Genomic DNA, 13,218 nt, shown 5'->3' on the forward strand with positions numbered 1-13,218 from the left:
CTAATATATTACTTTAAAATTTAAATTGTTGTAATACGTCAATCATCTTATCATTTTGTTCTGGGAATCCTACAGTAATTCTTACACCAGTAGGAAATGGTCGTGTAATACAGCCTACTTTTAAGAGTGCTTCATAAAGTGCTTTACTTTTATCTGTTTGTACAAATACAAAGTTAGTTTGACTTGGTAAGAAATGTTTACTTTGAGGTATTTGATAAAATTTTGCACGTTCCTCTGCATTTTTAGCAGTGATCTGTTTTAAGTAGTCTTGATCTTCTAATGCAGCTACTGCGGCATATTCAGATAATCGTGTAACATTGAATGGGGGTCTAATGATATTCCATTTTTCAATTGCTTCATTAGTGGCAACCACATAACCTACACGTAATCCTGCTAATCCATATGCTTTTGAAAAAGTTCTTAGTAAAAATGCATTATCAAATGTTTCCTGTAACTTTAAGGTATCAGGATAATCGTCTGCAGTAACAAATTCAAAGTATGCTTCATCAATGAGTACGGGCACATGGCTTGGTACACGTTCTAAAAATCCTATAAGGTCATCATGATTAAAATATGTTCCAGTAGGGTTATTAGGATTACATAACCACACTAGAGAAGTATTGTCATCAACTTCATTTAAAATACCTTCTAAATCAAATCCACCATTCTTTAATGGAACTTGAATAACCTGAGCAGACTCAACAATAGCATTATGATAATACTGTCCGAATGTTGCTTCACTCGTTACGATTTTGTCCCCTGGCGTTAATACTGCTCTTGATATCATTAAGATGACTTCATCTAAACCTGCACCAAATAAAATTCGAGATGCATCCACACCTAAATGTTGACTTATCGCCTCTCTAAGTAGTGGTGACCCTGTTTCAGGATAATAATATAACTCATCTAAATGGTTTGATATTGCTTCTTTAGCTTTAGGAGAAGGACCATATAAGTTCTCATTGGATGCTAATTTATATAACTCTTCCTCAATTCCATATGCTTCTTTAAGTGCTCTAGGTGATAAACCAGGTTGATATGCAGATAATTGTTCGAGTTGTTTTTTCATAATAATTGTTGCCCCCTCAAATTGACAGAAATTTCAAAAACTTAATATTAATTATAAACACTTACTATTACATAAATCAATCCATCTTCCAATCAAATGTGATATATAAAATATAAAGATTCAAAAAAGCCTCAATGAGAATGGAACAATTAAATATATTCCATACGCATTAAGGCTATGTCTATCAAATTATTTTATTTTAATAGACCTTCTTTTTCTAAATAATCTTTAGCCACTTGATAAGGGTCTTGTTTCTTTACTGTCACTTTATAATTCATTTCTTGCATGTCTTCATCTGAAATCTTACCAGCTAACTTATTAAGTGGTTTCTTCACTTCTGGATGATCTTTGATGAATTTTTCTTTAAACATTGGTGCACCTTGATAAGGCGGAAATACATGCTTGTCATCCTTTAATACTACCATGTCATATTGCTTTAATTCTGCATCTGTAGAATATGCATCAATTAAATTAATATCTCCTTTTTCAACTGCAGTATAGCGAAGTTTAGGTTCCATGGTTTTGGCATTTGAAATATTTAGACCATAAGCCTTTTTAACAGCTTTAAATCCATCTGGTCGATCATTAAATTCCAATGTAAAACCTGGTTTCAATTTATCTTCTACTTTAGACAAGTCACCAATGGTTTTAATGTGGTTTTTCTTAGCAAAATCACGTTTAACTGCTAATGCATAAGTATTATTATATTTCATTGGCTTTAACATTGTCATTTTATATTTTTTCTCTAAACTTTGTTTTGCTTGTTGATATACTCTAGGTTCTTGTTTAGATTTTAAATCTTCTTTTGTTAATTCTCCTAAAACTGTACCTGTAAATTCTAAATAACCATCGATATCGTCAGATTTGAGTGCATTAAATAAGAAAGCAGTCTTACCCATTCCATCTTTGACTTCAACAGTATCATCGGTATCTTGCTCAATTAAAATTTTATACATATTTGTAATGACCGATGGTTCTGAACCTAATTTACCTGCTAGTGTAATTTTATCACCTTTTTGGGCAAATAATGGGACGATAATAGCAATCATAATAACTACTATCATTGTTCCTAATACAATTAATAACTTTTTGTACGATAATTTCTCCATAAATCTTAGTATAATATCAAATAATATGGCTAATAACGCTGCTGGAATCGCACCAATTAAAATTAATGATGCATCATTACGATCAATACCTAATAATATTAAATCTCCAAGGCCTCCTGCACCAATTAATGCTGCTAAAGTTGCAGTACCAATTATGAGCACCATAGCAGTTCTAATACCTGCCATAATCACAGGCATAGCTATAGGTAATTCTACTTTTGTTAAACGACGTATTGGTTTCATACCAATACCCTTTGCCGCTTCTATTAGTGATGGATCAACCTCTTTCACACCCGTATATGTATTACGTAATATTGGCAATAATGCATATACAACTAATGCAATGATGGCTGGCAAACGTCCTATACCAAATAATGGAATCATTAACCCAAGTAATGCTAATGAAGGAATGGTTTGCAATATTGCAGCAATATTCATGACAATTTCAGATGTTTTCTTCGTTTTAGTTAATAAAATACCGAGTGGTACTGCAATGATTGTTGCTATTAATAAAGCAATAAATGATATTTGTATATGTTCTATGATTGTTGAGAGTAACTGTCCCTTACGTTCTACTAGCATTTGCCAAAATTCATGCATGGGTGTTATCCCCCTTTACGCCTGACAAATATTTAAATATATCTTCTCTTTTAATTAATGTTTTATGCTGTGAAGGTTCATCAATCATGACGATAGCATCGTGCTTGATGAATGTTTGATAAATATCATCTAAATATTGTTCATTACTGATTTCTGGATAATTTTCCTTAGCTGCATCCTCATCCAATTGACGTTCAATATTCAAATCTTTCAACATCACTTTAGATTCAGATTGTTGCAAATGACTACCCATAAACTGTTTCACAAAATCACTTTGTGGCTGTTGCTGAAAACCTAAAGGTGTATCAATTTGTTCGACATGTCCTTCATTCAATAAGCAAATTCGATCTCCCAACTTCATCGCTTCTTGAATATCATGTGTCACAAATACAATGGTCTTTTGAATCTTTGTTTGTAACTCAATCAAATCATCTTGCAGCTTTTCTCTACTTATTGGGTCTAATGCACTAAATGGTTCATCCATAATAATGACAGGTGGGTCTGCAGCTAACGCACGTACTACACCAACTCGTTGTCGTTGTCCTCCAGATAATTCTTCTGGCAACCTATTTTTATATATCTCAGGATCCAGTCCAACCATCTCTAATAATTCATTCACTCTTAAATCAATATCTTTATCTTTCCATTTCTTCATTTGTGGCACTTGTGCTATATTTTCTTTAATCGTCATATGAGGAAATAGCGCGATTTGTTGTAGTACATACCCAATATCCCATCTCATTTCATAAACAGGATAGTCACTGATTGGCTTATCCTTAAAATAAATATATCCCTCACTTAATGGTATTAATCGATTTATCATTTTTAACGTTGTCGTTTTCCCACAACCTGAAGGTCCTATTAATACGAAAAACTCTCCTTCTTTGATATTAAAACTAACATCATCCACTGCAACGTGATTGCCATAGCGTTTCGTCACATTTTTAAATTCAATCACAATTTCACCTTCATTCACTCTAATCAAATAGACATTTTCATCTACTATACCCTGTTTTATATTCTAATCACAAATTAAATTAATTAAATCTTTGGATTTTTTATTTTCATACATAATCTTCTTTCAAAAGATGAAATGGATACCATTTTCAAAGTAAAAAACCCGATGTAACGCACATTCATCATGTGACATACATCGAGTTCATATTTCTTAATTATTTGCATGCGGCTATCATTTAAATACTTGTCTTATATGACTGTATTCTTTCAAGGAATTGTGGGCAATAATGTTTTAATTTATAACTCCCCACACCATCAATATTGATCATATCCTGTTTAGATTCTGGTTTTCGTTTAGCAAATTCTTCTAATGTGTAATCAGAGAAAATACTTACTGGTGCGATACCTAACTTATCACTTAATTGTTTTCTCACTTTAACCAATTCGCTAAATAAAGCCCTATCTACACCTTCTACGGTATTAATAAATACTTTTTCTTTTGATTTTTGTTTAAATGGCGTAGTAAATACTTTTGTATCATCATTTAACAATTTTTTCACTGACTTATCACATATAAGTATTTCATCATTTTCATTTAAAAAGCCTTTGAACCTTAGTTCATCAATTAAATGACTTAATTCAGATGTGGTATATGATTTCATAATACCGTGAGTAGTTAATTGATCGTAATCATTATATTTAATGTAATCTGTTGTTTCACCGCGTAACACTTGAATAATCACGCTATAACTTTCTTGTTGTCTCATTCTTGCGACACAGCTAATAATCATCTTAGCTTCTCTCGTCATATCATAAGTTTTATTCTCTTGAATACAATTACTACATTGTTTACATTCTTCTAATTTTTCATTTGGTTCAAAATAATGCACAATCGTTGCTTCAAGACACTTCTTTGTTTTGGTATATTGGAGCATTTTAGTTAGCTTTTCGCCCATTTTTTCTTTATAATCATCGTCTGCTTGAGATACTGATATAAAATATTCGTGAAGTCCTCTATCACGTTCACTGAATAATAAGATACACTCACTTTTCAGACCATCACGACCTGCACGCCCAGCTTCTTGATAATATGATTCTAAATCACCCGGCATATTATAGTGTATAACAAATCTGACATTGGATTTATCTATTCCCATACCGAAGGCATTCGTCGCAATAACGACATTCACACGGTCGTATAGAAAATCGTTTTGAGCAGCTTCTCTTTCTTTATTAGTTAAGCCTGCATGATAAATCTTACATTTAACCTTATGACTTTCGAGTACCTCTTGTAGCTCTTCAACTTGTTTACGTGTCGAGCAATATATGATACCCGCTTCTTCATTATGTTCTGTGACATAGTCTACGACAAATTTTTGACGTTGATATGTTGGATTAACTTTAAATATTAAATTTCGACGTTTCGTACTGGTCTTCACTTCATCGTTGGCGTCAATATTTAACTTGGCCATAATATCTTGTTGTACTTCTGCTGTTGCTGTTGCTGTTAATGCCACAATTGCAAAATCTTGTGGAAGTGTGAAAACCTTTTGAATCACATTTTGATAACTTGGTCTGAAATCATGTCCCCATTTTGAAATACAATGTGCTTCATCAAATGCAACTAATCGTATATTTACTTTTCTTAATTGGCTTAAAAAATATTGATTTTCAAAACGTTCAGGTGCTACATATAAGAACTGAATATGACCACTAATTAAATCTTGCTCAATCTCTTTTTGTTGTTTCTGAGTTAAACTGCTATTTATATATGCAGCATTAATCCCCATTGCTTTCAATTGGTCTACTTGGTCTTTCATTAAAGATATTAGTGGACTAATAACTATTGTCGTTCCACCTAACATTAATCCAGGTACTTGATAACATATCGATTTACCGCCACCTGTAGGTAACACACCTAATACATTTCGATGGTCTATAATTTTTGAAATAATTTCTTCCTGACCTGGACGAAACGTATCGTAGCCAAAATAATGCGATAAAGTTTCTTGCATGATTAAATTCCCCTTATTGTTCTTTTAATTCTTCGAGTTCACTCCATCTTGTGATGTCAGTATCATATGTTGCTTCAAGTTCTTCCTTTTCTTCATTCAGTGCTTTGATTTTTGCATAATCTGCACTAGCTTCTACCATTTCTTCGTCAATTTCAACTAACCTTGTTTCTGTTTGATCAATACGTTCAAGAAGTGCTTCATATTCACGCTTTTCTTTATATGATAGTCCCGATTTTTTTCGAGTTTGTGGCTTATGTTTGGTTTGATTGGCTTCTTGCTTATTCAGAGCCAATTGTTTATCCTGAGCTTTTTTATAGGCTTCATAATCTTCAAATGATCCGATGATTTTTTCCATTTTTCCATCATGAATATACCAATACTCTTGTGCCACTTTATTAAGAAAATATCTATCATGGCTAACAGTAATTACTGAACCGCCAAATTCATCGATATAATCTTCTAAAATAGTTAGTGTTTCGGTATCTAAATCATTTGTGGGTTCGTCTAATAATAATACATTCGGTTTATGTACTAATAAACGTAAGAGATATAGTCGTTTTTGTTCACCGCCAGATAATTTGTATACTTTCTTACCATGAGTTGAACTTGGAAATAGAAAACGCTCAAGCAGTTGTGTTACAGATACGGAAGTGCCATCTTTTTCCATAGCAACTTCGCTTTCTTCGCGAAGATAATCAATCACTCTAATATCTCTATCTAATGTTTCTTCAGTTTGTTTGAAATAAGCCACTTTAACGGTCTGTCCTACTTTTAATTGACCTTCAAATGATTGATCCTCAGATGCCAATATATTTAATAATGTTGTTTTACCTGCTCCATTCGGACCTACTATACCAATTTTTTGACCACTTTGTATGATCTCAGTAATATCTTCAAATAGTACTTTGTCATTGATTGTTTTTGATAAATGATCTAATTCATAAACTTGTTTACCAAGTCTTGAGTGAGCTAAATTCAACTGAGCTTTATCTTGCTTCGTTTGTTGTTTAACTTCAGATTCTAAATCGCTAAAGCGATTAATACGTGCCTGTTGTTTAGTCGTTCTAGCTTTTGCGCCAGCTCTCATCCAAGCTAACTCTTGCTTATATAGTGCTTTTTGCTTTTGTTGCTGTTTCTGTTCAATTTGTTCATTTTCAGCACGCATAGCTATGTAATCTTCATAATTACCAGGATATGTTTTCAACTTACCTCTATCTAATTCAATAATTCTCGAAGACACTTCGTTTAAAAAGTAACGGTCGTGTGTTACAAATAAAACAGTGTATGGATATTGTTTTACGTAATTAATTAACCAGTTTATCGATTCAAAATCTAAATGGTTTGTCGGCTCGTCTAACAATAATAAATCTGGTTGTTCTATTAATGTCTTCGCTAAAACAACACGCTTTTGTTGACCACCTGATAATGCCTTCACTAGTTTATTTGTATCATTAATGCCTAATTTAGAAAGTATGGTCTTGATTTCAGCATTATAATCCCATGCCTCTTTACGATCCATCATTTCTTGGGCTTCCATCATAATTTGAAATTGCTTGTCGCTTTGATTGATGGCGTATTGACTCACAGCTTGTTCATAATCTTTAATCACCTTTAATGTAGGTGTATCAGAACTTAGTACTGCCTCAAACACTGTCATATTTCCATCAAGATCATGCTTTTGCGATGAATATCGTATTCGATAATTATTTGGATGTGTGATATCAGCTGTGAAGTCTTCATCTATATTACCTATGACCTTCAGCAATGTACTCTTACCTGTACCATTAATCCCTACAAGACCAATCTTTTCATGTTCAGAGATAGATAAATTTAAGTCATCGAATATCACTTTATCTGCATAGGATTTATTTAAATGTTCAATTTTATATGCTTCCATGCTTATCTTCCTTTTACTATCGAATTTTCTATATAATTTTGTTAAGCTTAAATCAGTTCTATATATTATACACCTTTTTAAGCTTAAATGATACAAGGAGACCTAGTTATGGCAGAATTCTTCGAAAATTTGCCTCCTCATTTCCAAGCTTTAATTGCAGGAATCATTACATGGTTATTAACAGCACTTGGTGCAGCTTCTGTCTTTATTTTTAAATCTGTTAATGATAAAGTGTTGAACTCGATGCAAGGATTTGCTGCAGGAATTATGATTGCCGCAAGTTTCTGGTCTCTGTTACAACCCTCAATAGAATTTAGTAAAGACTCAGCAATGCCTTGGTTACCAGCTGCAATTGGTTTCTTATTTGGCGGATTATTTATTCGCGGACTAGATTTTGTTATACCGCATATACACCGTAATGCGAAAGATGAAAATCAACAACAAGAAGGTATTGATACATCTCTAAGTAAAAATGCATTACTTGTTCTTGCGATTACATTGCATAATATACCAGAAGGTTTATCAATTGGTGTTGCCTTTGGTGGCGTAGTATCAGGCAATGGCACTGCCACATTCTTAGGGGCAATTGGTTTAGCGATTGGTATAGGTATTCAAAATATTCCTGAGGGTGCAGCTTTATCTATGCCAATTAAAGCAGCAGGTGCTTCTAGTTGGAAAGCTTTCAACTATGGACAAGCTTCAGCCATTGTAGAACCTATATTTGCTATGATTGGTGCTGGTGCAGTACTCGTTATTACGCCAATGTTACCTTACGCACTTGCTTTTGCTGCAGGTGCAATGATATTTGTAGTAGTAGAAGAACTGATTCCAGATTCTCAATCAGGTAATAATACAGATTTAGCTACGCTAAGCTTAATGCTTGGTTTTGCCATTATGATGGTATTAGACGTTGCATTAGGTTAATCATACATTTTGAAATATGCAATTTCCATATTATTCCTAAAATTAAAGTTTGAAAACGAAGGCAGATAGAACGATTACGAGGCGTGGGAGTTCAATAGAAACCCCCATCCTTTTTTTATGCATTACTTTATATTTCAATAATAAAAAACCGAATTGAGCAAGCGCTCAATTCGGTTTTATTGAATTATTTTTTTTCGTTACCTTTTGGTCCTGGTTTATATTCATACTTCGATGGATCTACTTTTTTGAAATCAGGATTTTTATAGAATCTGAATAAGTCACCATTTAATAAACTATCATTCATTTCTAAATCTTTTTCAACTTGTTTTTGATTCTTCTCGAAGTCTTTTGGTTTTTTAGTTAGTAATTCATTATCTTTATTAGAATATAACTTACCATTAACATATTTGTAGTCTTTAGTGATAAAGTCACCATTTCTAAATGGTACGACATCGTTATGTTGTTTAGAGAATAAATCAGTACCAAACATAATATAGTTTTTAGTATCAATACCAACTAAATGTAATATTGTTGGCATAACATCCATTTGTCCAGCGTATTCTTTATTTATTCCACCTGATTTACCTGGAACTTTAATCCAGAAACCAGTACGATTTAAATCAGTAAATTTCGCTGGTGTAATCTTTTCACCTAATAATTTTTCCATCGCATTGTTATGGTTTTCAGAGATACCATAGTGGTCACCATAAATCATGATAACAGAATCATCATATAAACCTTTTTTCTTAAGATCTGTAACATATTCTTCAAGAGCTTGGTCTAAATAATGTGCTGTTTGAATATATCCGTCAACTGTAGAGTCACCTGTATTTGGTTTATCAATTGATGCATCTTTCTCATCTAATGTGAACGGATAATGGTTAGTTAATGTAATTAAATGTGAATAAAATGGTTTCTTCATTTTAGCTTGATAATTAGCTGAATCTTTAAAGAATATTTTATCTTTTAATCCTAAGTTCTCCACGTTCTCATCTGACATATCATAATACGTTGCATCATAGAAACTATCTATACCAAAATGTTTATAAATTTGGTCTCTGTTCCAGAACGTTTTATAGTCACCATGCATAACGTTTGAAGTATAACCTTGCTTTTGATCTAAAATCGCAGGTAGTGATTGATATGTGTTATCATCTTTTAACGAATATGCAGAACCTTGAGGTAATCCATAAATACTATTATCCATCGTTAATTCGGCATCTGATGTCTTACCTTGACCTGTTTGATGGAAGAAGTTTGGGAAGTAAGTGTAATCTTCTTTACCACTTGAAAGTTTGTTCAAGAACGGTGTTACTTCCTTACCATTAACCTTTTTGTTAATTAAGAAAGTTTGGAAACTCTCTAAATGTATTTTAATAATATTTTTTTTCTTAGCCGCACCATAATATTCTGGGTTAGGCTCAGTACGTTTTTGTTTTGTATAATTAAGCACTTTAGTTAAATCATCTTCTGATGCTAGCGCTTTTTGTTGATTGTTTTCAATCGTTTTCACACCATCATATACTGTAAAGTTAAATGGTCCTAAATATTTAACTAAGTATTTGTGGTCGAATGTACGAGTTAATAACTCTGGACGGTCAGTTTCAGCAAAAGCTAAGTTTAAGAAGAATAATGCAACTGATACAGCCATAACAACTGGAACAAATTTCTTACTAAATGCTTTTGTACTTAACCACTGACGTTTAAAGATTAGAATAAACAGGTAGATAATCGTATCGATAAAGTACACAAAGTCGTACCATTTAAATGAAGCACCTAATGCGCCACCCATTGATTCTACATTCCCTGCTTGATTTAAAGTACTAAACGTTAAAAAATCAGAGAAGAATCTAAAGTATACAACGTTAGCATACAGTAAAAATGTTAATAGGAATCCTCCGACAAAAATGAACCAGAAAGCCTTTTTACCTTTGAAGAATAAGAACACACTTAGTACGAGTGCGATTAAACTGTATGGATTCATCAGTAATATTAAGTTTTGTACTAATCCTTTAACACCTAAAGAAAAATCAACATAATAGGAAAAATATGTCTTCAGCGTGATCGTAAATACGGTCATCAGGAAAAACGCAAAAAGACTTATCTTCTTTTTGTGAGAACTCAAGTTTGTTTCCTCCGTTTATTGTTAATAAACCACAAGAACCTTATCAATAACGAATTAAACGTAATTAGGCAATGGTAATTATCTTAAAACAACGCCAGTAAACTTTTATCCTCTAACATGATAATTACGTTTAATATATAAACGCAATGCTTACTTTATTGCGTCGAATTAAAACGAGTTATTTCCACTTTTATTTTAACCCATACCAATGTTGGTCTGCATGATTTAACACAATATATAATTTTTAAAATTCACTAAACATTTCATTTTGACGTTAAAAATAGCTAGTAGATTGATTCAATAACTAGCTAATGTATTGTTGATGTTAATTTTTTATTAAGAAAATATGATGAATGTAATCATATTGTAACAAAATACATAGTTCAATATATTAATATAAAGGAAGCAACCTTAAATATCAAGTAAAAACACACTTTTCAACATATAAACTATGGTTTAAAGTTATACTTTTTATAATGTACCTATATATTATATAGATTTGTTTTTATTAAGCCATCCGTCTTAAGAACGAGCTTCCACTTTACATTAATCGTACCTATTTCAACATTTCTAACTGCATACGATATTCAATGCCATGGAATAATTGATTTAACCAATTACTGTATTTAACGAGATTTTTCTCCGCTGTTTCAATATCTATAAATTGGAATTTTAATTTTGATCCCGTTGGTTTCTGAGCTAGTTTAGTTAAATGATAACTTGCAATCGTCCCTATCTGAGGATAACTTCCTAATGTATAGTGATCATTTAATAGAATAATGGGTGTGCCATCTCTTTTAACTTGGATTGTACCGCGTTTAACGGATTGATGTGCAGGCATATCTTCATAATATGCTTTTACTTTCTCACCTTCTAAAATCATGCCCATTCTATTAGCTTTACTAGTTACTTTATAGTTACGTGATGCAAAACGTTGTAATGCATTTTCTTTAAAATCTTCTGAACCTTTATTTTTAATGACATGAAATACGTCTGACATATAATTAAATGATAACGCATAGCCATCTACACCCCAATCAGTTTGTCGGGACTCAGCTAAATTTTCAAACAGTTTGTGATGTCGCTCACTATATAAGCGTTTCATTTCAATTTCATCACCATTTTGTAATTGTCGACCCTCAAAACCACCCAATTTCACGTTGAAATCTGTGGATGTAGAACCTAACCATTCATCTAACTTAAAACCACCACCGATAGCTAAATAGACACGTGATGTTCTACTCGTTTCTTTAAACTTCAAAACATCATCTTTTTCCATTAAATATAACTTATATGGAAATACCTTCATTGTTTGTGTCTCGGCTTTAAAGTTACCACCTGCTAATGCGATGAGTGTAGGTTCTGTAAAACGAATCGTTGGCATTTTATGTGTCATTTCAAGTGTTGCTTCATTTTTATCATTAGCTACTAATCGATTGGCAATTTCATGTGACAAACTATCGAGTGCACCACATGGTATCACACCATTATGTTCATATCCGTGTCTCCCAAAATCATGAAAACTACTAAACAAACCGCTATTTTCTATTATGATTGACATGTTTTAAAGTCTCCTAAATCCAATTCGTTTTTATCTTTAGCAATAAATTGTACATTATCGCCCAATTTTAAGAGTGAAAAATCATCTTTGTTTGGAAAGAAAAGTTGTGTTGGTGTATATCCAATTACCAACCAGTCATTATAAGTGTCAGTAGTAACGATACCACATTTCTTGCCTTCAATGACGACTGAACCTGCCGGAATAAATTTCTTTTCTTTACTTGTATGATTCACAAATAATTTTTTATTCATTCCTGTTAAATATGGAAATCCTGGGGAATATCCCATCATTGATACAAAGTAGTCACTTCCTGTATGAAGTGCTTTAAATTGTGATTCATCAATTTTTAAATGTTTTAATAATGATGCCAAGTCTGGCCCATATTCATCTCCATATACAATAGGAATTTGAAATGGCGCTTGTGCTTTATTTTCATGTTTTATTTCCAACTTAATCGATTCAATGAGCACTTTCATATATAAGAATGGGGATTGTATATGATGATGTTTAATCATGTCTCGTGCATCATAAATAATCATCATATCCGATTCAGTAGGTACAATTTCTGTAATGAACGAATAATTTTTTTATTCAAATATGATCTCAAGGCTAATAAATCTTCAGTAAGATCTTTTGATACCTTTTTCTCTATTGATATTACGATGGCTTGGTCGCCTTGACTATATATTTTCATACCTTCACCTCAAAAGTCTTTAATGATGATAAAATACGTCCATACGCTCTATTACAAAAGGCATAAGTGATTTAATCAATAAATATACTAATATAATGGCACATATGGTAGTAGCTGTTGCAACGATACGTGCGAATATTTGAGCTCTCTTTTGTAATAATCGATTAACGATGACTTTATTTACAACTGCTACAACAATTAATAATCCTATCCATATTAGTGTCATTATCTACTCCGTCTGTTAATATTTCGCATTTCTTCCATGTT

Annotated in this window: 9 protein-coding genes and 1 pseudogene; 1 reads left to right on the top strand and 9 read right to left on the bottom strand. The window is 32.3% G+C overall.

From position 1 onward, the window contains the following. Nucleotides 1-13: 13 nt before the first annotated feature. From hisC to ssp1_RS09820, 5 genes are all read right to left on the bottom strand, one after another. The gene (hisC, locus tag ssp1_RS09800) at nucleotides 14-1,069 is read right to left on the bottom strand and encodes a histidinol-phosphate transaminase (RefSeq protein ID WP_118828205.1); all 1,056 of its coding nucleotides are present in this window, start codon (nucleotides 1,067-1,069) and stop codon (nucleotides 14-16) included. A gap of 194 nt (nucleotides 1,070-1,263) precedes the next feature. Further along, entirely contained in the window at nucleotides 1,264-2,778 is a 1,515-nt protein-coding gene (locus ssp1_RS09805) for an ABC transporter permease/substrate-binding protein (protein WP_118828206.1), read from the bottom strand. Beyond that, the gene (locus tag ssp1_RS09810; RefSeq protein WP_075778944.1) at nucleotides 2,771-3,736 is read right to left on the bottom strand and encodes an ABC transporter ATP-binding protein; all 966 of its coding nucleotides are present in this window, start codon (nucleotides 3,734-3,736) and stop codon (nucleotides 2,771-2,773) included. Before ssp1_RS09810 ends, ssp1_RS09805 begins: the two co-directional genes overlap by 8 nt. A gap of 235 nt (nucleotides 3,737-3,971) precedes the next feature. After that, nucleotides 3,972-5,753 carry a DNA helicase RecQ gene (gene recQ / locus ssp1_RS09815; RefSeq protein ID WP_107536178.1) on the bottom strand — a complete coding sequence of 594 codons (1,782 nt, stop codon included), beginning with the start codon at nucleotides 5,751-5,753 and terminating at the stop codon, nucleotides 3,972-3,974. A 10-nt stretch (nucleotides 5,754-5,763) separates the two neighbouring features. Then, the gene (locus ssp1_RS09820; protein WP_171970151.1) at nucleotides 5,764-7,653 is read right to left on the bottom strand and encodes an ABC-F family ATP-binding cassette domain-containing protein; all 1,890 of its coding nucleotides are present in this window, start codon (nucleotides 7,651-7,653) and stop codon (nucleotides 5,764-5,766) included. A 102-nt stretch (nucleotides 7,654-7,755) separates the two neighbouring features. Between ssp1_RS09820 and ssp1_RS09825 the strand changes: the two genes are divergently transcribed. After that, nucleotides 7,756-8,571 carry a ZIP family metal transporter gene (locus ssp1_RS09825; protein WP_002450952.1) on the top strand — a complete coding sequence of 272 codons (816 nt, stop codon included), beginning with the start codon at nucleotides 7,756-7,758 and terminating at the stop codon, nucleotides 8,569-8,571. A gap of 184 nt (nucleotides 8,572-8,755) precedes the next feature. Here the strand turns inward: ssp1_RS09825 and ltaS are convergent, their stop codons facing one another. From ltaS to ssp1_RS09845, 4 genes and pseudogenes are all read right to left on the bottom strand, one after another. Next, a complete protein-coding gene (gene ltaS, locus ssp1_RS09830) occupies nucleotides 8,756-10,696 on the bottom strand; it encodes a polyglycerol-phosphate lipoteichoic acid synthase LtaS (protein WP_075778900.1) in 1,941 nt (646 codons plus the stop codon). A 556-nt stretch (nucleotides 10,697-11,252) separates the two neighbouring features. Further along, nucleotides 11,253-12,257 carry a 5-oxoprolinase subunit C family protein gene (locus tag ssp1_RS09835; protein WP_075778899.1) on the bottom strand — a complete coding sequence of 335 codons (1,005 nt, stop codon included), beginning with the start codon at nucleotides 12,255-12,257 and terminating at the stop codon, nucleotides 11,253-11,255. Next, a pseudogene (locus ssp1_RS09840) lies at nucleotides 12,245-12,951 on the bottom strand (5-oxoprolinase subunit B family protein). The gene ssp1_RS09835 and the pseudogene ssp1_RS09840 overlap by 13 nt, the downstream one beginning before the upstream one ends. A gap of 19 nt (nucleotides 12,952-12,970) precedes the next feature. Beyond that, nucleotides 12,971-13,177 carry a hypothetical protein gene (locus ssp1_RS09845; protein WP_002450956.1) on the bottom strand — a complete coding sequence of 69 codons (207 nt, stop codon included), beginning with the start codon at nucleotides 13,175-13,177 and terminating at the stop codon, nucleotides 12,971-12,973. Nucleotides 13,178-13,218: the final 41 nt, after the last annotated feature.

This window comes from Staphylococcus sp. M0911, from assembly GCF_003491325.1.
GTDB classification, from domain to species: Bacteria; Bacillota; Bacilli; order Staphylococcales; family Staphylococcaceae; genus Staphylococcus; species Staphylococcus warneri_A.